Origin of the sequence: Deinococcus ficus, from assembly GCF_003444775.1 — a bacterium.
GTDB classification, from domain to species: Bacteria; Deinococcota; Deinococci; order Deinococcales; family Deinococcaceae; genus Deinococcus; species Deinococcus ficus.
Genome location: NZ_CP021081.1, coordinates 89,840 through 113,049, shown reverse-complemented (window position 1 = coordinate 113,049; position 23,210 = coordinate 89,840). Strand labels below are relative to the sequence as shown.

Sequence of the window (23,210 nt, the reverse complement as noted above, 5' to 3'; positions counted from 1 at the left end):
TCTCCCCCGGCCTCCTGAGCCACGGCGCACTGGGGCCTAGACGTGCAGCGTCCAGTGCCCGCCCACCCGGCGCAGGTCCACCACGCCCGCGTGCCCCAGCCGGAACGCGTACGGCACCGGGTAGTCCGGCTGCGGGATCAGCGGCCAGCCGAACAGGTCCACCAGCAGGGTGCGGATCGCCACCGAGTGACTGAACGCGATCACCCGGCCGCCACTCAGGTCCTCCACCCAGGCACGCAGCCGCGCCGCGACCTCCGCGAGGCTCTCCCCGCCGGGCGGGCCGACCCGCCAGGGGTCCGCCTGCCAGACCGGGTACTCCGGGTGGCGCTGCATCTCGGGCACCTTCAGGCCCTCGAACTGCCCGAAGTGAATCTCCCGCAGCCGCGGGTCCAGGATCAGCGGATGGCCGGGCAGCACCAGTTCGGCGGTCTGCACGGCGCGGGTCAGGTCGCTGCTGAACGCCAGCTCGAAGGTCTGCCCCCTGAAGCGCGGCGCGAGGGCGCTCGCCTGCGCCTCCCCGCTGGCCGCCAGGGGGTTATCGGTCGTTCCCTGCCAGCGCCCCCCGTCGTTCCAGGCGGTCGCGCCGTGCCGCACCAGCGTCAGGTGCAGGTCCGCGCCGGTCATGGGCGGGCGTGCACGTGCTTGTCCACGGCCTCGTCCGCTTCCGGCAGCGGCGGCACCGGGCGGGTCCGGCCCTCATCGTCCAGCGCCACGAACACGAAAAACCCGCTGGTCGCCAGCTGCTGCTCCCCGGACGCCATGTGCTCGCGGTACACGTCCACGCGGATGGTCATGCTGCTGCGGCCTACCTTCACCACCTGAGCGTCCAGCGCCACGGCGTCCCCCACGCGGATCGGGGTGTGGAAGTCCACGCCGTCCATGCGGGCCGTCACCACGTTTCCCCCGGCGTGCCGCACCGCGGCGACACTGGCGGCCTTGTCCATCAGGGAAAGCACCCAGCCCCCGAAGGCGGTGCCGTGATAGTTCGTGTCCTTGGGGAACACCAGTTCCAGCATGCGGGCGCGGCTGCGCGGGGCGGGAACCGTACTGTCATTCGTCATCTTGCCCCTCCACGGCCCCGCCGGTGGGCGCGGGGCTCAGGTGATCTCGGCCGGGAGGCGCGCTCAGTGCACCCGTCCCGCCGCGCCCGTGAGTGTACAGGCGCGCCGCGCGGCCCGGGACCCGCTGTCCGGCCAGGGGCAAAGATCAGGGGCCGGCAGTCTGCGCTGCCGGCCCTCTCTTTCTCTGTTTACCGGTCGTTGCCGGAGCTGTCCTTGCCGCTGCCCTGCCCCTGCCCGTTCCCGCCGCCGGGGTTGCCCTGGCCCTGGGTGCGTTCGTTGCCGGGGCCCCCTTCCCGGTGGGGCGGGGTGGCGTCGTCGCGGTAGGGGGCGCCGCCGCTGGGTTGCTGCTGGTTCCCGACCTGCTCGTGCCCGGCGCCCTGACCGCGGTTCTCATCCTTATCGGTGCCGTTGCGGCCGCGATAGTCGTCACTGTTCGTCATGCTTTACTCCCCCGCACGGCCGTTGTTGCCGCGCTGCGTGCTGCCGCCCTGGTCGTTCATGGCCTGCCCGTTGTTGCCCTGGTCCTTACGGCCCTGGCCGGGCGCGCCCTGCTGGCCGGCGCCGCTGTGGTGTCCCTCGGCGCCCTGTTCGGCCTGCTCGCGGCGGGCCGGGTCGCCGTCCTGACGGTAACGCGCTCCATCGTCCCCGCCCGGCTGGGTGCCGCCCTGCCGTTCCCGGTTCGTGTCGTCGTTGGTCATGCGTGCAGGGTGCCGGACGCGCCCCTGATAAACGTGCCCGGACCGTGAAGCGCTCTTGTCAGGGGCTCAAGCGGAGCTTCATGCCGGCCGTGACCGGTGCCGTGGGCAGAAGGCCGGCCCTCACTGCGTCAGTCACGACCTGCTGCGCCAGCGCCCAGAGGTCAGGGTACGCCTCCAGGCGGGGCCGTTTCAGCGCCAGGAGCCGTTCCGCGGTGAGTTCCGGGTGGCGGTCGGTGCAGCCGCGCCCGCCGGGCCCCCAGGTGAGCAGCATGGGCTGCAGGGCGTCCAGCGCGCGGGCGTACCGGGCGTCCGGGGTGCGCTGCGCCTCGAATTCCTCCCAGAGGCCCCGCAGGGACGCGGCCTGATCGGCGGGCAGCCGGCCGAAGAGGGTGCGGGCGGCCTGCGCCTCCTGATCCGCCTGCCGGGCCAGCGCCTCGGGCGTGGCGTCGAAATGCGTGTCCCCGGCGTGAATCTCGACGAGGTCATGCACGAGCAGCAGCGCGGTCACGCGCGACCGGTCCGTGCCCGGCGGGAGGCCGCCCAGCAGGGCCATCAGGGCCAGGTGCCAGGAGTGCTCGGCGCTGTTCTCCGGCCGGCTGCCATCATGCAGGTACGTGGTCCGCCGCACGCCCTTCAGGCGGTCGCATTCGGTCAGGAACGCCAGTTGCCGCGACAGGCGCTCCGTCGGGGTGCTCACGGTGGGATCGTCGGGTGCCCCTGCACGGACCATCCAGGTGTGAAAGGCGGCATAGGGCGCGGGGTGGGTCAGGGTCCGGCGCTTCACGGCGCGGTATGCGTCGCTGGGCGGACCCCACAGGGCCCGTCCGGCTCCGCCGTCCCCCCAGCTGAGGAGCGCGGGGGCCAGGGCGTCCAGTTGCCGGGCGAAGGTGGCCTCCGGGGTGATGCCTGCGTCGAACTCCGTCCATAGGGCATGCAGGTCGGCGTTCAGGGGGGTGGGTGGGGAGCCGAACAGCGGCCGGGCGGCCCGCGCCTCCCGGCGGTCCTCGGTCCCGGGGGCGTCCAGGATGAGGCGGTCCCCTGCTTCGATCTCCACGAGGTCATGGGCGAGCAGCAGGTCCACCACGTGGGCGGTGTTGGTGCCGGGTGGGGCGTACTCCGCGAGCACCAGGGCCATCAGCGCGGCGTGCCAGGCGTGTTCCGCGGCGTTCTCCGGGCGGCTGCCGTCGTGCAGGGTGTTCTGGCGGGTCACGCGTTTCAGGCGGTCGGCGGTCAGGAGGAAGGGCAGGGCGGCGCTCAGCATGCACAAGTGTACTGATGCCCTCGGGCTCAGCCGCCTTCCGGGTCGTCGACGGGGGCGGTGTCCCAGTCAGGCACCTGCGCGATCCGTGCGCGGGCGCCTTCGAGGTCGGTGTCTTCCGGGCGGCACAGGTCCCAGTCGCGGCCGCCGGCGTAGGCGCCGATGACGAGCAGGTCGGCGCTGCTGCCGTCGTTGCGGTGCGCCGTGCCGGCCGGGAGCACCAGGACGTCCCCGGCGTGCAGGTCCAGCGGTGGGCCGCCTTCGCCGCCCACGGTGACGCGCACCTGCCCCCGGGCAATCACCAGCACCTCGTGCGCGGTGGAGTGGTAGTGGTGAAAGGCGTGGATGCCGTTGCGCCAGGCCCGGGTCCAGCCGCGGTGCGCGAGGTGCGTTTCGATCTGCACGGGCGTGCGGTCCGGCAGGGCGGCGCGGGCGACGAGCACCGGGAGGCGCGGATGGTTCGGCACGGTTCCGTTCAGGCCGAGGGGCAGGCGGTCCATGCCGGAGTGTACGCGCCCTACACTGACCGCCATGAGACGCGGGACGTGGGGGCGCCGGCTGGGCGGGGTGCTGCTGGGCGCGGCGCTGCTGGCCGGGCTGAGCGGGTGCGGGGAGGTGTCGTACCTGGCGCAGGCGGCGGCGGGGCAGCTGGACCTGCTGGTGCGGGCGCGCGGCGTGGCGGACGTGCTCGCGGACCCGGGCACGCCGGCGGTCACGCGACGGAAGCTGGAACTGGTGCGGGACGTGCGGGCGTTCGCGGTGGCGCCGGCCGCGCAGGGCGGGCTGGGCCTGCCGGACCACGGGTCTTTTGTGAAGTACGTGGATGTGGGGCGGCCGTACGTGGTGTGGAACGTCTTTTCCGCGCCGGAATTCAGCGTGCAGCTCAGCACGCAGTGTTTTCCGGTGGCGGGCTGCGTGGCGTACCGCGGGTACTTCAGCGAGGCGGCGGCCCGCGCAGAGGGCCGCGCCCGGGCCGCGACGGGGCAGGACGTGCTGGTGGGCGGCGTGAGCGCGTACAGCACGCTGGGGTACCTGAAGGACCCGGTGCTGTCCACCATGCTGGCCTACCCGGACGCCACGCTGATCCGCACGGTGATTCACGAGCTGGCGCACCCGGCCGTGTACGTGAAGGACGACACGGTGTTCAACGAGTCGTACGCCACGGCGGTGGAGGAGGAGGGCATGCGGCGCTGGCTGGCGGCGCGGGGCACGCCGGAACTGCGGGAGCAGGACCGGCTGGCGCAGGCGCGCGCGCAGGACTTCAACGCGCTGCTGCTCTCGGCGCGCGGGGAGCTGGAGGCTCTGTACGCGCAGGCGCTGCCGCCGGAGACGATGCGGGCGCGCAAGGCCGGCCTTCTCGCGGACCTGAACGCCCGGTACGCCCGGCTGAAGGAGGAACGCTGGGACGGGTACGCCGGGTACGACGGCTGGTTCGCGCGGGGCGTGAACAACGCGGCGCTGGGGTCGGTGGCGGCGTACGCGGCGCTGGTTCCGGAATTCCAGGCGGTGCTGGCCCGGGTGGACGGGGACGTGCCGGCCTTCCTGCGCGTGGTACAGGGCTGCGCGGCCCGCCCGGCGGCGGAGCGCGTGGCCTGCCTGCGGGAGGCGGCCCGGGCATGAAAAAACCGGACCCCCAGTGCGGAGGTCCGGGGCGGGGCGGCGCTTACTTCTCTTCGCCGCTCTCGCTGATGGCGTCGTCGCTGCCTTCGCCGGCGGCCTTCTCGGGACCGCTGGTGAGGGCCTCGTCGGAGGCCGCCTTGGCTTCCTCGACGCTGGCGCCGCCTTCCAGGACAGCCTCGGCGGCTTCCTCGCTGAGTTCGCCGCTGGCGACCATGCCGGCCACCTGGGCGGCCTGCGCTTCGGCTTCCAGCTGCTCTTCGGTCAGGCGGGGCGGCAGGACGCTGACGACCACCAGGTCGGGCGCCACGGCCAGGGTGCAGCCTTCGGGCAGCTTGATGTCGCCGGCGGTGACGTGGTCGCCGATGCCGAGCTTGGTGACGTCCACGGTCAGTTCGCTGGGGATGCGGCGGGGGCCGGGGGCGACGATGTTCAGGGCGTGCACGACGATGTCCACCAGGCCGCCTTCGATTTCACCCTGGCTCTTGCCGCTGGTGTGCACGGGGACGTGCACTTCGACGGGCTGGCCGTAGGTGACCATGTAGAAGTCGACGTGGATGGGGGCGCGCTTGCGCTTGTCCATCTGCACGGTCTTCACCAGGGCGGGGAAGGTCTCGCCGCCTTCGATGGTGATGTCGAACAGGCCCGTGGTGCTCTGCTGGCGGAAGGCGCGGTCAAAGGCCTTGCGGTCCAGGGCGAAGGACACGTTCTTTTCCTTGTTGTAGGCGACGGCGGGGATCATGCCTTCGGCCAGTTTCTGCTGGCTGGTGCGGGGTTGGGCGGTCAGTTCCATGAGCGTTTCTCCTTAAGTCTTTCGCCGCCTCGCGCTCGCCGCGCGCCGGTGGGTGGGCACCGGGGGCGGGGGCGGACGTGCAACCGAAGTAGCATAGCAAACCGCGCCGCACGGGGGAAGGGTGCCGGTGGCCGGGCCGCGGGGCACTCTGCTAGAATCGTGCCTGTTGTCGCGCGGCCCCCCGCCCTGCCCCGCCTGCACCCCGCCCTGGCGGGCAGGCCGGGAGCGTCCGGGCGGAGGTGGCCCCGGCCTGACCCGCCCGGACACCGGGCAGGTTCTGTTCAAGGAGAACGAGAGACATGATCAGTGTGACTGAACTGCGCAACGGCACGAAAGTGGAGATGGACGGCGGCCTGTGGGAGTGCCTGGATTACTCGCACCTGAAGATGGGCCGCGGCGGCGCGAAGGTCGTCACGAAGTTCCGGAACATGGAAACCGGCAGCATCGTGGACCGCACCTTCAACAGCGGTGAAAAGCTGCAGGACATCTACGTCGAGGGCAAGAAGATGCAGTACCTGTACCCCGACGGCGACGACTACGTGTTCATGGACCTGGAGACCTTCGATCAGATTCACCTGGGCAAGACCCTGGTCGGCGACGCCGCGAAGTTCATGAAGGAGAACACCGAGGTGGAAGTCGCCATGTTCGGCGACAAGGCCCTGAGCATCACCCTGCCCAACCAGGTGATCCTGAAGATCGTGGAAACCGACCCCGGCGTCCGCGGCGACACCGTGTCCGGCGGCACCAAGCCCGCCAAGCTGGAGACGGGCGCCGTGGTGCAGGTGCCGCTGTTCGTGGAGCAGGACACCAACGTCAAGGTGGACACCCGCACCGGGCAGTACCTCAGCCGCGCCTGACCCGCCGGGTTTCCTGAACCCCGTCCGGACCCGCCCGCCCCCCAGGTTTCTGGGGGGTAGGTTTTTGCTGGCCGGACGGCGTGTGGGGCATCAGTCTTGCAGCGCGGGACACTTGCCCCCACCGGCCCGGCGGGCCCCTGGACACGGGACACGAGACGCCGCGCACGCAGCGTAGAAGGGAACTGTTGAACTGGGTCCAGCCCTCCGGGCGTCAGGCAGGCGGTGACACCTCACCGCACACCTGACCCGTCATGATGTACAGGTCATTCCCAGTTTCAAGGAGCAAGGAGGCAGCATGAATCCTGAAGACCTCAAGAAAATTCTCGACGCCCTGAGCCTGGCCGACGTGCGCGAGTTCAGCCTCACGACCGGCAGCTTCGCCATGGACCTCAAACGCGGCCCGCAGGCGTTCGCCGCCCCCGTCGCCCCGGCCCCGGCCGGGTTCGCCATGCCGCACCTCCCGGCGCCCACCTACGCCATGCCGGCCCCCGCCGCGCCCAGCGCGCCCACCCCGGCCCCCGCCGCCCAGAGCGCGCCTGCGGCCGCCGCGCCGGCCACCGAGAAGCCCGCCGAGGCCCCCGCCGCGCCCGCCCCCGAGGCGAAACCCGCCAGCAAGGGCACGCCGGTGAAGGCGCCCATCGTGGGGACCTTCTACTCCGCGAGCAGCCCGGACGCGCCCCCCTACGTGAAGGTCGGGGACCACGTCACGGCCGGGCAGGTGCTGTGCATCATCGAAGCGATGAAACTGATGAACGAGATCGAGGCCGAGACCTCCGGCGTGATCCGCGAGATCAGCGTGCAGAACGCCGAACCGGTCGAGTTCGGGCAGACGCTGTTCATCATCGAGTGACCAAGGGGCGCCGGCCCGCCGCCCCAGGCGGCGCCCCCGGCCGGACACGCCGCGTCAACCTCGCGGTGAGCCCGGCTGTGGCGTCCCCGGGCGGGCCGGCCGGCCCGTCCACCTCCTGAACGAAGGAGCGCAAGCTATGTTCAAGAAGATCCTGATCGCCAACCGCGGCGAGATCGCGCTGCGCGTGATCCGCACGGCGCGTGAGATGGGCATCAAGACGGTCGTGGTGTACTCCACCGCCGACGAGAAAAGCCTCCCCGTGCTGCTCGCCGACGAGTCCGTGTGCGTGGGCCCGCCAGCGAGCAACCAGTCGTACCTGAACATCCCGAACATCCTCTCGGCCGCCATGGTCACCGGCGCCGAGGCCATCCACCCCGGGTACGGCTTCATGGCCGAAAACCCCGAGTTCGCGCGCATGTGCCGCGAGCACGGCATCGTGTTCATCGGCCCCACACCGGAAAACATGGACGAACTCGGCTCCAAGGCCGGCGGGCGGGCGGTGGCGGCCGCCGCGAACGTGCCGGTCGTGCCCGGCACCGGCGTGCTGGACACCGTCGAGGACGCCCTGGCCGCCGCCAAGCAGATCGGCTACCCGGTGCTGCTCAAGGCGTCCGCCGGCGGCGGCGGCCGCGGGCAGAAGGTCATCCACACCCAGGAAGAACTTGCCAAGGGCTTCGCGCAGGCGCAGGAAGAGGCGAAACTGTACTTCAGCGACCCCGCGCTGATCATGGAGAAATTCCTCACCGAGTTCCGGCACGTCGAAGTGCAGGTCATGGGCGACGGTCAGGGCAAGGTCATCCACATCGGCGAACGCGACTGCAGCATCCAGCGCCGCAACCAGAAACTCATCGAGGAAGCGCCCAGCACGCTCCCCGAGAGCCTGCGTCAGGAGATCCTGGCGGCCGGCGTGCGCCTGGCGAGCAGCATCAACTACACCGGCGCCGGCACCCTGGAATTCATCCTGGACCGCGACGGCAACTACTACTTCATGGAAATGAACACCCGCATCCAGGTGGAACACTGCGTCAGTGAAATGATCAGCAACCTGGACCTGGTGCGCATGCAGATCGAGATCGCCGCCGGCGAGGGCCTCAAGATCAGCCAGGAGGACGTGGTGCTGACCGGGCACGCCATCGAGTGCCGCATCAACGCCGAGGACCCCGACAAGGACTTCCGGCCCAGCGCCGGCAAGATCGACGAGGTGCACTTCGCGGGCGGCCCCGGCGTGCGCGTGGACACGCACACGTACAGCGGCTACAGCATCCCCCCGAACTACGACAGCCTGGTCGGGAAACTCATCGTGTGGCACGAGGACCGCGACAAGGCCATCCACCGCATGAAACGCGCCCTGGAAGAAACCGTCATCCAGGGCCCCAAGACCACCATCCCGCTGTACATCAAGATCATGGACAACCCCTTCTACAAACGGGGCGCGGTCATGACCAACTTCCTGAAAACCCGCATGGAGAACAAGGAAGGCTGAGCGCCAGCCCGCAACCCTTACCCTGAACGCCATGAGCGCCCGTCCCGAATTCCTTGCCCTGAAGGAGTTCGGGACTCTGCGTTATGACGTGAACGAGGACGGGTGGTGGCCGCTCGTCCAGGCCATCATGGGCATGAGTTCGCCCCTCAGCGATGACGAGGTCCGCATCCTCATCCTTGCGCTGGACCCGGCGGGACATGACCTGTACGGCGTGGTGTTCTGTTTCCTGGACCTCATCCGGGACTCGCCCGGCTGGCCCGGAAACGTCCTCTCCATGAAGCTGCCGGACGACAGTGTGTGGAACGCCTTGCTGATCGACTCAGCCCGAGGGCTGGCGCCATGAGTCTGGCGGACCGTGATGCGCTGCTCTCCCGGCTGGCAGGGGTCGCGTGGCCGGCGGGGCCGCTGCTGGACGCCCTGGCCCTGCTGCCAGAGGCGGACGTGCTGGATGTGGGCGCCGGGGCCGGGGGGCTGCTGCGGACCTTGCGGGAGCGGGGGCACCGGGGGCGACTGGCGGGGGTGGACCCTTCGCCCGGGCCCGGCGTGCAGGCCGGGATGGCGGGCGCCCTACCCTTCCCGGATGGGGCGTTCGACGCGGCGCTGTTCGTGCGGAGCCTGTCGCACGTGCCGGATGCCCGGGGGGCCCTGCGGGAGGCGCGGCGGGTGCTGCGGCCGGGCGGCCAGCTGGTCCTGGCGGTGCACGGCGCGGGTCACCTGCGGGCCCTGTGGCAGGCCGCGGGTGAGGCGGCTTCCGGACCGGGGCCAGAGGTGGCGCTGCTCGATCTGCTGCGCGCGGAGGGGTTCACGGCCGCTCGGCAGGACGTGCAGGCGCCGGTCAGGCTCTCCCGGACCCAGGGCACGCGGCTGATGGAGTTGTACGGCCGCGCGCCCCAGCGGGAAGAAGGGCGCTTCCAGCTGGAAGACGCCCTTCATCTGGTCGTGCTGACCGCCACGCCCTGAGGCGCCAGGTGCGCTCGGGTCCGGCTACTTGTCGAACTTCTCGTACCCGGCGGCGCTGCGGCGCTGCGCGCCCCGGGCGTAGTCCATCTGCATTTCCACGGTCTCGTGCTTGCCTTCGGTGAAGGTGCTGTCGTGAATCCAGTAGTTCAGGCGGTCGTCGCCGAGCTGCACCCAGAGTTTGTGCGGGTCCTGCTCGTCCTGCCAGAAGGTCACGCTGGAAAAGCTGTTGCCCTGTGCCCAGGCTTCGATGTCCTTCAGGACGCGGGCCGCTTTCGGGTGCGTCATCTGGTACTCGTCACCGCTGTGCTCCTGTCGGAATTTGATCTCTACCATGGGTTCAGAGTACCGGGCCGGAGGCGGCGGCGGGTCCCCCGGGGCGCGCGGCCGGCGTTGCATGAACTCCCGGTAAAGGCCGGGCGGTATCCTCGGCGGCAATGACGCAGAGTGCTGGCCCGGACGGACTGAAGGTCACGACGCTGAACGTGAACGGCCTGCGCAGCGCGCTGCGCAAGGGCCTGCACGACTGGGTGCAGGCTGCGCAGCCGGACGTGCTGCTGCTGCAGGAGGTCCGCGCCGACCCGATGCCGGACGCCCTGGCGGACCTGGGGTACGCGGGCGCGTGGTTCCCGGCGCAGAAACCCGGCTACAGCGGCGTGGCGCTGCTGGCCCGGCACCCGCTGGAGGACGTGCGGGTGGGCATGCCGCACGACGACATGGACCGGGAGGGCCGGGTGGTGAGCGCGGTGGTGGGCGGCGTGCGGTTCGTGAGCGTGTACCTGCCCAGCGGCAGCAGCGGCCCGGAGCGGCAGGGCTTCAAGGACCGCGTGCTGCTGGACTACCAGGCGTGGGTCTCGGCCCTGCTGGCCGAGGGCACGCCCACCGTGATCGGTGGGGATTACAACATCGCGCACCAGAATATCGACCTGAAGAACTGGCGGTCCAACGCGAAGAACAGCGGGTTCCTGCCGCACGAGCGCGAGTGGCTGAGCGCGCACCTGCAGGCCGGGCTGGTGGACTGCCACCGCGACTGCCTGGGCGAGCAGGCCGAGTACACGTGGTGGAGTAACCGCGGGAACGCGTATGCGAACAACGTCGGCTGGCGCATCGATTACCTGCTGGCCAGCGGCGTGAACCTGCGCGGCGTGTGCGTGGACCGCGACGCGCGCCTGAGCGATCACGCGCCGCTGAGCGGCGTGGTGCAGCGCCCCTGAAACCGCGCCCCGGAGTCCCCCGTCAGGCGGCCATTTGACGTAAAGATCCCGTCAGGAACGGCGTGCTACTCTGAGTGTGCTGCCGGGTTCCGGAGGCCGCGCCCCCACAGGGTGACCCAGAGTGGTCCGTGGGTAAAGCGGCGCGGCCTGGGCCCGAGACAAGCGAAAACCAGTTCCCGTGGGCGGGAATGTGCGCCGTGACCGCGCAGGCAGGCCGACCGGACGACCCCTGCGCACGCGCGGCCCGCGACAGTAGCGAGCGAACAGAGCCTGAGAAATAAGCCCACGGGCGCGTCCTGCAAGACCCTGTCAGGTTCAGGTGCGTTCATGCCAAGAGTGAAAAAAGACAATGCCGCGAGTGCCGCGCAGAACCGTCAGGTGAAGAAAGCCGATCAGGCCGAGCCCGGCATGCCGGCGCCCCGCAAGGCCAGCGAAGCGAGCACAGCCGCCCCTCAGACCGGCGCGCGCCAGAAGGCCGCAGCGCCCCGCAGGACCCCCCTGCCGGAGGACACCGTAGACAACACGAAACCTGCCGCGAAACGCGGCCAGAAAAAAGACCGCCAGCCGGACGCCGTCACCCCGCCCGAGGTGGCCGTGACGGAAACGGCCCCGCAGGCGGCCGTCCCCAAGCCCAAGCGCGCCGCCCGGAAACCGGCAGAGGACACCGCCGCAGCCGTGCCTCCTGCCCGGACGACCCGCGCGAAGAAAACGGCGGCGGCCCCCGCACTGGAGGTCACCCCGGCCCTTGCCGAGCCGGCCCCGACCGCCCTGGAGCAGACTCCGGTGGAGTCCCCGGCACCCCGGCGCGGCCGCCAGCCGAAAGCGAAAGCCGCAACCCCGGCCGCCGCCGTGGACACCGGCACCGACGTGCCGGCTGTGGCTGAACCCCAGCCAGCCCCCTCCAAACCCGCGCGGGCGACCCGCGGCCGGGGCAAAGCGGTTCCCGTGCCCGAGGTGGAGGTCACCCCGACCGCCGAGGCCGGGCCGGTGGAACCGCCCGCGGCTGAGCCCGGACCGGCCAAGCGCCGCGGCCGGACCGCGAAGTCTGTGGATGCCGTGGCGGAGCCCGTCTCCCCGGCGGCGGATCTCGTGCCGCCCACGCCCGTGAAGCGCGGCCGCAGAAAGAAGGCGGACGTGGACGCCGAGGCCGCCCTGCCGGCCCTGACCGACGAGGTCGTCATCGAGCCGGAAGCGGCCGTGGTGGCCGAGCCGGTGATTCTGGACCCGCCCAAGCGCCGGGGCCGCAAGCCGAAGGCCGCGCCGGCCCCCGCGGAGGAGTTGCCGCCGCTGGCGGGCGTGGAGGAGGTGCACGCGACCGGGGACGCGCCGCTGGCGGTGCCCACCACGACAGGCGCGACGACCGGGCCGCTGGTGGACTCGCCGGTGGCCGTGCTGGAGCCGGAGGACCTCCCGGCCGAGCACACGCCCCCCGTGCGGGAAGGCCGCCAGGGCCGGCGCGGGACGCCGGTCAGTGTGACCGAACCGGACGAGGCCGCCGGGCAGGGCAACCCTGCGCAGGAGCTGGTGATCGCGCAGCTGCGCAAGCTGGGCCGCCCGCTGCACGTGCGCGACCTGGAAAAAACCTTTACCCGGCAGGCGCTGGAGAAGGTGGGCGGCTGGCGTGAGCTGGGCGACCTGCTGGAGGAACTGGTGGAGGCCGGCACGGTCATCCGCACCCGCAAGAAAACCTATGGGCTGCCGGAGGCGATGAGCCTGGTGCGCGGGCGCTTCCAGGCGTCGGCGGCGGGCTTCGGGTTCGTGATCCCGGACTCCGGCGGGGACGACTTCTACATTCCGGCGGAGCAGACGATGGAGGCCTGGAACGGCGACATCGTGCTGGTGCGCATGGAAGGTCGCGGGGACCGCGGCGACGACCGTGGCGCCCGCGGGTCCCGGCGCGGCCAGAAGGGCGACGGGAACCCGCGCGCCAGCGTGATCCGGATCGTGCAGCGGGCGTACTCGCAGCTGGTGGGCACGCTGGAATTCCATCACGGGCACCCGATCCTGAAACCGGACGACCACCGCGCCCGGCACCGCATCCTGCTGCTCCCGGAGGGCCTGGAGGGCCTGGAAGCCGGGGCGCGCGTGGTGACCGAGCTGTTCTGGCCGGAGCACACCGGCGAGGACGAGGTGTTCGGGCAGATCAAGCGCGTGCTGGGCGCCGAGGACGACCCGGAGACGGAAACCGAGGCGGTGATCGTGAAGTTCGGGCTGCGCGGCGAGTTCCCGCCCGAGGTGGAGGCGCAGGCGGCCGCAATTCCCACGCAGATTCCGCCGGAGGCCCTGGTGGGTCGGCTGGACCTGCGCGAGTTCAACATCTTCACCGTGGACGGCCGCGACGCCAAGGACTTTGACGACGCCATTCACATCCAGCCGACCCCGGAGGGGAACTTCGTGGTGGGCGTGCACATCGCGGACGTCAGCCACTACGTGCAGGAGGGCGCGCCGCTGGACGAGGAGGCGTACGCCCGCGCGACCAGCGTGTACCTGCCCGGCCGGGTGCTGCCCATGCTGCCCGAGCACCTCAGCAACGGCGTGTGCAGCCTGGTGCCGTACGAGGACCGCCTGACCCTGACGGCCATGGTGGAACTGTCCCCGGAAGGCGAGATCCTGCACGTGCAGCTCGCGCCCAGCGTGATCAACAGCAAGGCGCGCCTCACGTACGACGAGGTGCAGGCCTACAGCGAGGCGACCGCCACCCTGCCGGACCACGCCCGGCACCTGGAAGGCGACCTGCACCTGCTGCTGAAGATCACCAGCAAACTCCGCCAGAAGCGGCTGCGGGAAGGCAGCCTGGACTTCAAGATGCGCGAGGTCAAGGTGGACGTCGGCCCGGACGGCCGCATGGAACTCATTCCCATCCGCGAGGAAACCGCCCGCGGCATGATCGAGGACCTGATGCTGCTGGCGAACAAGGTCGTCGCGCACGAACTGCTGCAGCGCGAGATCCCGGCCCTGTTCCGCATCCACGAGGAACCCACCTTGCAACGCTTCCAGGAGGTCACGCAGGCCATCGGGCGTCTGGGCTTCGCGTTCCCGGGCGGGGAACCCACCCCGCAGGCGTACCAGGCGGTGCTGAAGCAGGTGCGCGGTACGCCGCGCGAGAGCGTGGTGAACACCCTGCTGCTGCGCAGCATGCAGCAGGCCAAGTACGCCGGCGAGAACCTGGGTCACTTCGGCCTGGCCTTCGACGAGTACCTGCACTTCACCAGCCCCATCCGCCGGTACCCGGACCTTCTGGTGCACCGCGTGCTGAAGGACATGCTCGCGGGCGACCTGAAGGCCGGCGGCCGCGAGGTCGCGCAGTTGCAGTCGCGCCTCCCGGAGATGGGCAATCACACCAGTGACCGTGAACGCGCGGCCGCCGAGGCCGAACGTGACCTGACGAAGTACTACCAGGCGAAGTGGGCTCAGGAGCACCTGAACCAGACCTTCACAGGGAACGTGTCGGGCGTGGTCGCCAGCGGGCTGTACGTGGCGCTGGACAACGGCGTGGAAGGCAAGCTGCACATCAGCAACCTGGACGACGACTACTACATCTTCATCGAGGACGCGCAGATGCTCCGGGGCCGCAGCCACGGGCGCACCTTCCGCCTGGGTGACCCCATGACCGTCACCATCAGCGCCGTGAACCCCCTGGCGCGCATGATCGACTTTACGCAGGAGAGTACCGACATGGACACTGACCACAAACCCCGCGCCCGCCGCCGCGAGGACCGCGAGGCCGAACGCCGCGAGAAGCTCGCGGGCGTGCAGCCCAGCGCCCCCCGCAAGTTCACGCTGGACGACCCGGCCCCCGTCATGAGCAGCCCCAGTGCCGGGCGCGGCCAGGGCGGCGCGGGCCGCAGCGGCGGCCGCGGGTACCAGCGCGCCGAGCGCGGCAGCAACGACCGCAGCGGCAGCCGCAGCAACCAGGCCCAGGGCCGCACGTTCGGCGGGATGGCCGTGGGCGAGCGCCCGGACCGCGGGGACCGGCAGGACCGCGGCGGCTCCCGCGGTGGGAACCCCCGGCGCGTGATCACCCTGGAACGCCCCCGCAACGAGCACCTGCGCCCGGTGAACATCACCGTGCAGCGCATGTACTTCGGGGACTGGACCATCGAGAACATGCCGCCCGAGGAAAGCCAGGGCGGCCGGGGCGACCGGTACCCCCGTCCGGACCGGGGCGGCAGCGAGCGCGGCGGCCGCGGGTACTCCCGGGGTGCGAACGACCGGGGTGCCGTGCGGAACCTCAACGGCGCCCAGGCCGGCGAGCAGCCCCGTCAGGCCCCGCCCGCCCCGCGGCCCCAGGCGCCGGTCCAGGCCGCTCCGGACGCGTCGGCTGACGCGGGCGGGGACGACGCCAAGCGCCGCCGGCGCCGCCGCGGACGCCGGGGCGGCAACGGCTCGGGCGCCGGCGGCACCGAGTAAGCCCCCGTTCATTCAGGGGAGGGCCCGGCGGGCCCTCCCCTTTCCCGTCCCCCGCGGGGGTCAGGTGGTGTGGGCGGCGGTGTCCTGCACGCTTTCCATCACGGCGCGGTACTCGTCCGGGGTGATGAACCCGGCCGCCAGCGCGTGCCCGGCAGCGGCGAGGCTGTCGCGCGCCAGCACGAGGTCCACGCCGGCCTTGCGGACTTCTCGGGCAAGGTCCAGCACCCCCTGGTCCCGCATGGCGTCGGTGGTGACGTCGCGGATGTACACGGCCAGCACCCGGTTCGGGTGGCGGCGCACGATCTCCGCGTAGATCTCCGGGTCCTTCTCGCCGCTGTCGCCCACCAGGATGAACGGCAGCTGCGGAAAGCGGGTCAGGATGCCCTCGATGACGCCGTGCTTGTACTCGCCGTGCCCCCGCAGCAGGTCGAACCCCCAGTTGCGCAGGAACAGCGGGCCCAGCGGAATGCGGCGGTAATCCAGGAAGCTCAGCAGCAGGTCGAAGAAATTCCATGGGCTGCTGCTCACGTAGAAGATCGGGTTGCGTTCCAGGCCGTCGCGGGTCAGGGCGCGGTACAGGGCCCCCACCCCGGGGAAGGGCAGGCGGGTGCGGGCGTTGCCGGTCAGGACGGTCTGGAGCATGCGGGGCACGCTGGTCACGTCCGACTGGATGACGGTGTCGTCCAGGTCGCTGATGATGCCGTAACGGGCGCAGTCGATGACCTGCACGCGGGCGCGGCGGCCCTGTCCCACCCCGGCCTGCCCGGTGCCCACCTGGCCGGTGCCGTCCGGCGCGTCGCGGCCCGGCATGGTCAGGGTGACCTGATGCCAGCCGGCGGGCAGGGGCTGCGCGGGCGTGAACTTCAGGTTGAAGTACCCGTCCAGGTCGCTGACGGCCTGCACGACCTGTCCGTCCAGGGTGCCCTGCACGGTGATGCCGCCGACCTCCCGGGAGAGCATGCGGCGCATCACGTTCGAGAAGTTCCTCAGCCGCGTGTCGCCCTTCATGGCGCGCTGCGGGGTGCGGGGCAGCAGCACCCGCCCGGAGAGTTCCACCTCGCGGGGGGTGCCCCAGCCCACGTACGCCTGCAGGATCAGTTTCCCGCGCGCGCGGCGGGGCTGCACGATGCCGTTGAAGGTCCGGTCCGCGAAACTCCCGCCGCGCTCCAGGGCGGGCAGCAGGGCCTTGAAGGCAGTCTTGAGCGCACTCACCCGCCCAGTCTAGGAGGCGCCGGGCGGCCCCGGCCGGGACGTGAAGGGACCCTCAGGTCACCCGTGCGGGCGGCCGTGCCCGTAGCGGCGGCGCATGAGCACCCGCGTGACGATCACGTCCGCCAGGGCGGGCAGCCGGCGGTCCAGCCACGCCAGCGCCCGGTACACGCCCGGGACGATCACCTCCCGCCGCGGGCGCTCCAGCACGTCCGCGACCGCGCGGGCCACCACCTCCGGCCCGGGCATGGGCAGCTGCGCGCGGGCGGTCATCTCGCTTTTCACGAACCCCGGCGCGATCAGGCTGACGTGCACGCCGCTGCCCAGCAGTTCCCGCCGCAGGGCCAGCGAGAAGCCCCGCATGCCGAACTTGCTGGCACTGTACATGCCGTTCGTCGCCGCGCGGCCCGCCACGCTCCCGATGTTCACCACGTGCCCGCTGCCCCGCGCCCGCATCTCCGGCAGCACCAGCCGCGTGAGCTCGATGGGCGCTTCCAGGTTCACCCGCAGCACCCGCAGGGGGTCCGGATCGTCCCACCACCAGCCCTGCTCCACCGTCACGCCCGCGTTGTTGACCAGCACGTCCACCCGCCCGAACACCGTCCGGGCCGTGTCCATCAGGAACGCCCGCGCGTCCGGCGAGGTCACGTCCACCGGCACCGCCACCGCCCGCGTGCCGGTGGGGTCCAGCTCCATCGCCAGGGCCAGCAGTTCCCCCGCCCGCCGCGCCGCCAGGACCAGCCGGTACCCGCGCGCCGCCAGTTCCACCGCCGTGGCCCGCCCGATCCCGCTGGACGCGCCGGTCAGGACCACCACCCGCCCCTGCTCCTGTGCCCCGGTCATGCGTGATGCTACCCGAAAGCCCCCGCTCAGGCGGCCGTCAGGACCGGATGACAGACTCCCGGGATCATGCCCCGCCTCCCGCTGCTCCTGCTCGCCACGGCCACCCTGCTCGGCGCGGGCGGCCACGCCATCCGGCTGGTCCCGATTCCCGCCCTGCCGCCCGGCACGCCCGCCCCCGTGCAGCCCCTGCCGGACCTGCCCGTCCTGCAACCCGACCCCGTCCGCCCCAGCCCGCCCACCCCCGCACCCACACCCGCCTACGCGCCCCGAGACCCCCTCTACCCCCGGCAGTGGAGCCTGCAGGCCATCCACATCCCGGAAGCCTGGGCCCTTACCCGCGGCGGGCCGGTCACGGTCGCCGTGCTCGACACCGGGTTCGTGAACTCCCCGGAACTCACCGGACGGGTCGTGAACGGGTACGACTTCGTGCGGGACGTCACCCGCGCGGGCGACGGCACCGGCCGCGACGCGGACGCCACCGCCCTCGGCCCCTACGCGTACCACGGCGAGGTCGTCGCCAACGTCATCGCCGCCGCCCACGACGGCCGCGGTATGGCCGGCATCAACCCCCAGGCGAAGATCGTGCACGTGCGCGTCGCCGGCACCGACGGCATGATTGATGTGCCCGATCTCGTTGACGGCCTGAAATGGGCCGCCGGCCTCAGCGTGCCCGGCGTACCCGCCAACCCCAACCCCGCCCGCATCCTGAACCTCAGCCTGTACGCCGACTTCATTCCCCTCACCCGCTGCGACGCCCGCGTGCAGGCCGCCCTGGACGCCGTGACCGCCCGCGGCGTGCTGGTCGTGGCCGGCGCCGCCAACGACGGCAAGGACGCCGCCGGGTACTCCCCCGCCGGCTGCCGCAACGTCCTGACCGTCACCAGCGTCCGCGAACAGGGCACCCGGCCCGCCTACGCCAACTGGGGCCGCACCGTCGGCCTCGCCGCGCCCGGCGGGGAACAGGGCCGAGGTATCACCGTCAGCAGCGTCAGCGGCCCCGGCGGCGAACGTAGCCCCGACGGCACCAGCATGGCCGCCCCGCATGTCACCGGCGTTGCCAGCCTGCTCCTCGGCGCCCGCGCCACCCTGACCCCGGCGCAACTGCGGGACCTGCTCACCCGCAACACCACGCCCTTTCCCGCCGGGGGCTGTGACCCCGACCCGCTGAAAAGCTGCGGCGCCGGCCTGCTGAACGCCCAGGCGGCCCTGAAGGCCCTCCTCACCCCCACCGCCCGCAAATAATCACGGCATACAAGGAAAACCCCCGCACGAGGCGGGGGCATTCCTTTCTTGGTGGCCAGGGCCGGACTTGAACCGGCGACCCAACGATTTTCAGTCGTTTGCTCTACCAGCTGAGCTACCTAGCCGTCTCCCCGGAGGGAGGTTGGCGGTCCGGACGGGATTTGAACCCGCGACCTTCTGCGTGACAGGCAGATATGCTAACCGCTACACTACCGGACCATTCTGGTGTTGCCGCCCGAAAAAGCAGCGGGGTTAAGGATACTGGGGCCTCCTGGGCTTGTCAACTTCGGACGGGGCTCAGAAGGGCACGGCGCGCACGACGCGCACGGGGTCGGTGCTGGCGGGGTCGAACATGAGCTCCAGGTACTCGCGGGATTGCAGGGCGTCGATCATGGCGAAGCGGTGGTCGTCCTCGAGGAGGATGCCGCCCTGGATCTGGGTGTGGCCGTACACACCGTACTGGAGCCCGGCCATGCGGACGTAGTCGGGCGCGTCGACGAACCAGCGTTTGGGGCTGTGGTCGGCGTAGAAGAGGTCGTCGTAGTGGGTGTGGGCCGGGAGGGGGCTGACGTGCGCAAAGTGCAGGTCGCCGCCCGCGCTGCCGACGCGCAGTTCACGCAGGAAGGTGCTCATCCACTCGTGCAGGTGGGCGGGGAGGGGCACGCCGCCATGCGCGGGGTCGAATTCCACGTGTTTGAGGCCGCTGCTGGTGCCAAGGACGAAGCGGGGGTGGAGCACGGCGTCGTCGTGGTTGCCGAGCAGGATGTGCACGGCGTGCGGCGCCTGAAGCTGGTACTCGCGCAGCCGGTCGAGCTGCCGGGCCTGTTCCCGGGCGGCGAGGGTCAGGTGGTCGGGGTCGCTGGCGTTGAAGCGGGGGAGTCCGGCGACGCGGGCGTACTCGCGTTCGTTCTTGGGGTGGACGAGGTCGCCGATCAGGACGACCTGGAACAGCCCGGCCTGGACGGGCGGGGTGGGGCGGCCCTGCGCGTCCGCGCAGCTGGCGGCACGCAGGGCCGCCCACATGGTGTCGAAGTCGGCGTGGACGTCCCCGATGGCGATGAACTTGCGCACGGGGCCGCTCAGCCTTTCAGGAGGGTCTGGAGGCGCTTGTAGATGTCGCGGCTTTCCTCGAGGGTCTCGCCGTACCCGCGCATGAGGATGCGGGCGGCCTCTCCGCCGCGTCCGGCGACCTTGAGCTGTTCGAGGAGGTCCTCAATGTGCCGGCGGGCCTTTTCCATCTGCGGGTCGCGGGGCGGTTCGGTGACGCGGGGCGGCGCGCTGGGCGCGGTGGGCAGGGGCGCTTCGGCGTCGAGGTCGGTGGTGTTGGCGCCGTCGTCCGGGTCGTACTCGACCCAGTGGCCTTCGCTGGCGGGCGCCACGCCGTACAGGCGGGCGGCGTCGGCCAGAGCGGCGAGTTTCGCGTCGGCGAGGGTGTGGGCGGTGGCGAGGCCCTCGCGGGTGAGGCCGCCGAGTTGCAGGTGGGCGCGCACGACGGGCGGCTGCACGCTGTCGCACGCCCAGGTCAGGGCCCAGGTGGGGTCGGCGCGGTCCAGGTGGGCGCTCAGGGCGTCCAGGTCGGGGGCGGGCGTGACGCGCGCCTGGTCGCCCCGGACTTCCAGGGTCGCCCAGCCGGTCATGCTGGCGCGCAGGGCTTCGCGGACGCGGTCGAGGTCGGCCATGCCGGGAAGTGTAGAGCATCTGCCCGGGGGGCGATTTCAGAAAACCGCCATTCTCACGGCGTGGAGGGGACGCATCCACCCCCGGCCGTGCGGGGCCGGGGGCAGCGAGGAGGGCGGTCACTTCAGGCTGTTCAGGGTCATCACCCGGGTCGGGCCCCAGTCTTTCGGGTCGGTGCTCATGGGCAGGTACTCGCCGCGGGCCCAGAGGGTCTGCTGGTCGCTGGCGTGCGGGCCGATGGGGCTGCCGCCCTGCCCGAGGCTGCCGATGTACAGGCTGCGGTTGGGGTCGCTGAGGTCCACGATCTGGCGGTAGCTGGGGCCGTGCGTCTGGCGGAAGGTGCCGGCCTCCGGCCGGGCGACGTTCACGGTGTTCGTGCCGCCGGGCGTGGGGGCGCTGTGGTTGAACACGTCCCGCAGGTACTTCACCTTGCCGAAGGCGCGGTGGTCGCTGGCGACGCGGTGCAGTTTGCCGTACGTCCAGCCGGCGGGGTCATCGCCCAGGCGGGCCTGCAGGTCGGTCACGGCCTGCCGCAGGGTGGCGGTGAGCAGTTGCGGGCAGTCCCTGATCTGCCGTGCGGCGTCCTGGCACAGGCGGCCGCCGCCGTCCAGGGCGTTCAGGACGGCCAAGCTGTTCACGGCGTGCTCGTTGCCGAGTTCGTCCTGCGCGAGTTTCTGCAACTGCATCAGCCATGCCTCGAAGATCAGCGCGGGCACGCTGTCCACCGTCTGGTTGCCGTCCCAGCCGCGCAGCAGTTCCAGCGCGCGGCGGCTGGATTCCCCGTCGGGCGTCGCGGCCAGCATCCGGGGTTTCAGGTCCTGCCACACCAGGCTGACGGTGTCCAGCTGCACGCGTTTCACGTCGTCCAGGGTGAGGCCGGTGGGCCGGCCGGTGAGCAGGTCGGTGATGCGCCGGGCGCGGTAGGGTTCGGCCCAGTTGCGGATGTTGCCGATCTCGTACGGGTAGCTGCCGGGCACCACGCGGTTGTTCGCGGTGACGACCAGCCCGTCGGCCGGGTTGAAGGTGTGCGGGAGGTCCTCGAAGGGAATGAATCCCTGCCACTCGCGGCTGCCGTCCCCGGGCACGGGCAGCGAGCCGTCCCAGCCGCGGCGCACCGGCATGCGGCCCGGCGCGTAGTAGCCGGTGTTGCCGTCCACGTCGGCGTACACGAAGTTCTGGCTGGGCGCCACGTAGGCGCTCAGGGCCCGGGTGAAGTCCGCCCAGTTAGCGGCGTAGTTCAGACCCAGGAAGGCGTCCATGGTGGTGTCCCCGGGGGCCAGGGCCGTCCACTTCAGGGCCACGGTCGGCCCGGCGGCCCTGGCGTCCTCGCCGGCCACGTCGCTGATGACGGGCCCGTGCGCGCTCTCGCGGACGACCAGTTGCACGTCCGGTTTGCCCTTCACCCTGATGACCTCGGTGCGCTGCGTGAGGCGCGTGCCCTCGGGTTCCAAGTACAGGTCCTGCACGTCCGGGTTCACGTTCGTGACCCCCCACGCCACGCGCTCGTTGCGGCCGATCACGATGGCCGGCAGGCCCGGGATGCTCGCGCCGATGGCCTTGAGGGTCGGGCCCTGGAGGTCCGCGAGGTACCACAGCATGGGGCTGGTCAGCGCCAGGTGAGGGTCGTCCGCCAGGATCGGCTTCCCGCTTTCCGTGCGGCTCCCGGCGATCACCCAGTCGTTGCTGCCCTTGCCGGGCACCCGTTCCATCCCCAGGCTCCGCGCCGCCGCGAGGTGCGCGCGCAATGTCTCCACGGTGCGTTCCGGCAGCAGGGCCGTATCCCCGGTGCCGGCCGGCCCCGCGGGCGGGGCCGCCGGGCGTGGCAGCTCGTCGGCGCTCAGGTTGGTGGGCGCGCCCTCCGGGTACGGCGGGAACACCTCGTTCAGCCCGGCCTCACCCAGCCGGTCCACCACGCGGCGGCCCAGCAGTTCCTCGTCGTAGTTGCCGCCCAGGTCGAAGGCCATCAGCTTGCTCCACGACACGCTGTCCACGTCCGACCATGCGTCCGGGGTGTAGCCCAGGATCCGGAACTCCACCGCTGTCTTCCCTTCCTGCATGGCGGCGTTCACGCCGGCGGTGTACGCCCGGATCAGGCGGCGGGAGCGGTCCGACAGGGCCGGCAGGGCCGACTCGGCGGCCCGCTGGAAGCCCCAGATGCGCAGGAACCGGTCCTGCGCCAGGGCCGGCTCGCCCAGCACCTCCGCCAGGCGCCCCTGGGCCACGCGGCGCTGGAAGTCCATCTGCCACGCCCGGTCCTGCCAGTGCACGAACCCCAGCGCGAACACCGCGTCCTCGTCACTGCCCTGCGCGCGGATGTGCGGCACGCCCCACTGGTCCCGCGTGACCGTGACCGGCCCGGACAGGCCCTGCACCACCGCGGCGCCCGCCACGCGCGGCAGCGCCGTGCTCCGCACCCACAGGAACGCCCCGCCGATCACGGCCGCCACGGCCAGGATCAGGCCCAGCAGCCCCCTCACCACCCATCCCACCCGGCGGCCTGCGCCGCGTCTTCCCGTCGCCATACGTGTTCCTCCTGCCTTGTTTTGAACCTGGTTCAGGAGAGCATACGCGTTCGCGCCGGCCACGTGGCCGGCGCGGGAACATGACGCCCGGAGGATCTCAGAACAGTTCGTCCCGCAGGGCGGCGTCCGCAGCCTGCAGCGCCGGGTGCCGGGGCAGGGCCTGCGCCTGCCGCAGCAGCCCGCCCACCGCCCCGTGCGACAGCCCCGCCAGCAGCGCCGAGGCGACCGGCGTGTCGAAGGTCGGCCGCAGGCCCGGGGGCGTGCAGTCCAGCACGCAGAACTCGAACGCCGTCAGTGCCGGCAGGTGATCCTGACGTGCCACGACCGCGCCGTACCCGTTCCCGAACCGGAAGGTCAGCACCTGCCCGCCCTCCAGCACCTGCACCTCCGGTACGGCGGACACGTCCGCGAACTCCAGGTGATCCACCACCAGAAAGCAGGGGTCCTCGAACCCGTCCGGGTCGAGCAGGTCGGTGGGGGGCAGGCGGTGGGCGGCGGAACTGGTCATCATGGCGGGCA

General features: G+C 71.6%; 23 protein-coding genes and 2 tRNA genes. 9 read left to right on the top strand and 16 right to left on the bottom strand.

The features are described from left to right. Positions 1 to 36 precede the first annotated feature (36 nt). The 6 genes from DFI_RS00530 to DFI_RS00505 all read right to left on the bottom strand — a co-directional run bounded on the left by DFI_RS00530 (position 37) and on the right by DFI_RS00505 (position 3,517). A complete protein-coding gene (locus DFI_RS00530; protein WP_043778361.1) occupies positions 37 to 624 on the bottom strand; it encodes a histidine phosphatase family protein in 588 nt (195 codons plus the stop codon). Then, positions 621 to 1,061 carry an acyl-CoA thioesterase gene (locus DFI_RS00525; RefSeq protein WP_022800650.1) on the bottom strand — a complete coding sequence of 147 codons (441 nt, stop codon included), beginning with the start codon at positions 1,059 to 1,061 and terminating at the stop codon, positions 621 to 623. The genes DFI_RS00530 and DFI_RS00525 overlap by 4 nt, the downstream gene beginning before the upstream one ends. A 188-nt stretch (positions 1,062 to 1,249) precedes the next feature. Then, positions 1,250 to 1,501 carry a hypothetical protein gene (locus tag DFI_RS00520; RefSeq protein ID WP_244940289.1) on the bottom strand — a complete coding sequence of 84 codons (252 nt, stop codon included), beginning with the start codon at positions 1,499 to 1,501 and terminating at the stop codon, positions 1,250 to 1,252. Between the two features lie 3 nt (positions 1,502 to 1,504). Further along, on the bottom strand, positions 1,505 to 1,759 hold the full coding sequence (locus DFI_RS20515) for a hypothetical protein (RefSeq protein ID WP_027463249.1): 255 nt from the start codon (positions 1,757 to 1,759) through the stop codon (positions 1,505 to 1,507). Positions 1,760 to 1,817: 58 nt separating this feature from the next. Beyond that, a complete protein-coding gene (locus DFI_RS20620; protein WP_244940288.1) occupies positions 1,818 to 3,020 on the bottom strand; it encodes an HD domain-containing protein in 1,203 nt (400 codons plus the stop codon). A gap of 26 nt (positions 3,021 to 3,046) precedes the next feature. Then, entirely contained in the window at positions 3,047 to 3,517 is a 471-nt protein-coding gene (locus tag DFI_RS00505) for a cupin domain-containing protein (RefSeq protein WP_043778358.1), read from the bottom strand. 31 nt (positions 3,518 to 3,548) lie between these two features. Here DFI_RS00505 and DFI_RS00500 point away from each other — a divergent pair, with 31 nt between their 5' ends. After that, the gene (locus tag DFI_RS00500; protein ID WP_051307888.1) at positions 3,549 to 4,637 is read left to right on the top strand and encodes an aminopeptidase; all 1,089 of its coding nucleotides are present in this window, start codon (positions 3,549 to 3,551) and stop codon (positions 4,635 to 4,637) included. A 43-nt stretch (positions 4,638 to 4,680) separates the two neighbouring features. Here the strand turns inward: DFI_RS00500 and DFI_RS00495 are convergent, their stop codons facing one another. Further along, the gene (locus DFI_RS00495) at positions 4,681 to 5,427 is read right to left on the bottom strand and encodes a 50S ribosomal protein L25/general stress protein Ctc (protein ID WP_022800656.1); all 747 of its coding nucleotides are present in this window, start codon (positions 5,425 to 5,427) and stop codon (positions 4,681 to 4,683) included. Between the two features lie 299 nt (positions 5,428 to 5,726). On the opposite strand from DFI_RS00495, the gene efp reads away from it, so the two are divergent. From efp to DFI_RS00470, 5 genes are all read left to right on the top strand, one after another. Then, positions 5,727 to 6,284, top strand: coding sequence for an elongation factor P (efp, locus tag DFI_RS00490; RefSeq protein WP_022800657.1), 558 nt, complete (start codon positions 5,727 to 5,729; stop codon positions 6,282 to 6,284). A 295-nt stretch (positions 6,285 to 6,579) separates the two neighbouring features. Next, entirely contained in the window at positions 6,580 to 7,134 is a 555-nt protein-coding gene (gene accB, locus DFI_RS00485; RefSeq protein WP_027463246.1) for an acetyl-CoA carboxylase biotin carboxyl carrier protein, read from the top strand. Positions 7,135 to 7,270: 136 nt separating this feature from the next. Then, positions 7,271 to 8,617: an acetyl-CoA carboxylase biotin carboxylase subunit gene (gene accC / locus DFI_RS00480; protein WP_022800659.1), complete on the top strand. Its 1,347-nt coding sequence runs from the start codon at positions 7,271 to 7,273 to the stop codon at positions 8,615 to 8,617. A 31-nt stretch (positions 8,618 to 8,648) separates the two neighbouring features. After that, positions 8,649 to 8,960: a hypothetical protein gene (locus DFI_RS00475; RefSeq protein ID WP_027463245.1), complete on the top strand. Its 312-nt coding sequence runs from the start codon at positions 8,649 to 8,651 to the stop codon at positions 8,958 to 8,960. After that, positions 8,957 to 9,577: a class I SAM-dependent methyltransferase gene (locus tag DFI_RS00470; RefSeq protein WP_027463244.1), complete on the top strand. Its 621-nt coding sequence runs from the start codon at positions 8,957 to 8,959 to the stop codon at positions 9,575 to 9,577. The genes DFI_RS00475 and DFI_RS00470 overlap by 4 nt, the downstream gene beginning before the upstream one ends. A 24-nt stretch (positions 9,578 to 9,601) precedes the next feature. On the opposite strand, the gene DFI_RS00465 is transcribed toward DFI_RS00470, so the two are convergent. After that, positions 9,602 to 9,910, bottom strand: a complete 309-nt coding sequence (locus DFI_RS00465) for a hypothetical protein (RefSeq protein ID WP_022800661.1) — start codon at positions 9,908 to 9,910, stop codon at positions 9,602 to 9,604. Between the two features lie 101 nt (positions 9,911 to 10,011). Between DFI_RS00465 and DFI_RS00460 the strand changes: the two genes are divergently transcribed. Further along, positions 10,012 to 10,788 carry an exodeoxyribonuclease III gene (locus DFI_RS00460; protein ID WP_027463243.1) on the top strand — a complete coding sequence of 259 codons (777 nt, stop codon included), beginning with the start codon at positions 10,012 to 10,014 and terminating at the stop codon, positions 10,786 to 10,788. A 336-nt stretch (positions 10,789 to 11,124) separates the two neighbouring features. Then, positions 11,125 to 15,198 carry a ribonuclease R gene (gene rnr / locus DFI_RS00455; protein ID WP_420810872.1) on the top strand — a complete coding sequence of 1,358 codons (4,074 nt, stop codon included), beginning with the start codon at positions 11,125 to 11,127 and terminating at the stop codon, positions 15,196 to 15,198. A gap of 60 nt (positions 15,199 to 15,258) precedes the next feature. On the opposite strand, the gene DFI_RS00450 is transcribed toward rnr, so the two are convergent. Together DFI_RS00450 and DFI_RS00445 are read right to left on the bottom strand one after the other, a co-directional pair. Beyond that, complete coding sequence (locus DFI_RS00450) at positions 15,259 to 16,410, bottom strand: App1 family protein (RefSeq protein ID WP_027463242.1); 1,152 nt, start codon at positions 16,408 to 16,410, stop codon at positions 15,259 to 15,261. Between the two features lie 57 nt (positions 16,411 to 16,467). After that, a complete protein-coding gene (locus DFI_RS00445) occupies positions 16,468 to 17,250 on the bottom strand; it encodes an SDR family NAD(P)-dependent oxidoreductase (protein ID WP_027463241.1) in 783 nt (260 codons plus the stop codon). A gap of 66 nt (positions 17,251 to 17,316) precedes the next feature. Between DFI_RS00445 and DFI_RS00440 the strand changes: the two genes are divergently transcribed. Then, positions 17,317 to 18,492: a S8 family serine peptidase gene (locus DFI_RS00440; RefSeq protein ID WP_027463240.1), complete on the top strand. Its 1,176-nt coding sequence runs from the start codon at positions 17,317 to 17,319 to the stop codon at positions 18,490 to 18,492. A gap of 49 nt (positions 18,493 to 18,541) precedes the next feature. Here the strand turns inward: DFI_RS00440 and DFI_RS00435 are convergent. The 6 genes from DFI_RS00435 to DFI_RS00410 form a co-directional block, all read right to left on the bottom strand. Next, a tRNA-Phe gene (locus tag DFI_RS00435) sits at positions 18,542 to 18,617 on the bottom strand. An 18-nt stretch (positions 18,618 to 18,635) separates the two neighbouring features. Continuing rightward, a tRNA-Asp gene (locus DFI_RS00430) sits at positions 18,636 to 18,711 on the bottom strand. Positions 18,712 to 18,789: 78 nt separating this feature from the next. Beyond that, positions 18,790 to 19,563 (bottom strand): metallophosphoesterase, encoded by a 774-nt coding sequence (locus tag DFI_RS00425; RefSeq protein WP_027463239.1) that lies wholly within the window; start codon positions 19,561 to 19,563, stop codon positions 18,790 to 18,792. A gap of 8 nt (positions 19,564 to 19,571) precedes the next feature. Beyond that, positions 19,572 to 20,171 (bottom strand): hypothetical protein, encoded by a 600-nt coding sequence (locus DFI_RS00420; protein ID WP_022800668.1) that lies wholly within the window; start codon positions 20,169 to 20,171, stop codon positions 19,572 to 19,574. A gap of 117 nt (positions 20,172 to 20,288) precedes the next feature. Further along, the gene (locus DFI_RS00415; RefSeq protein WP_027463238.1) at positions 20,289 to 22,691 is read right to left on the bottom strand and encodes a penicillin acylase family protein; all 2,403 of its coding nucleotides are present in this window, start codon (positions 22,689 to 22,691) and stop codon (positions 20,289 to 20,291) included. 97 nt (positions 22,692 to 22,788) lie between these two features. Next, a complete protein-coding gene (locus tag DFI_RS00410) occupies positions 22,789 to 23,202 on the bottom strand; it encodes a hypothetical protein (protein WP_244940287.1) in 414 nt (137 codons plus the stop codon). Positions 23,203 to 23,210: the final 8 nt, after the last annotated feature.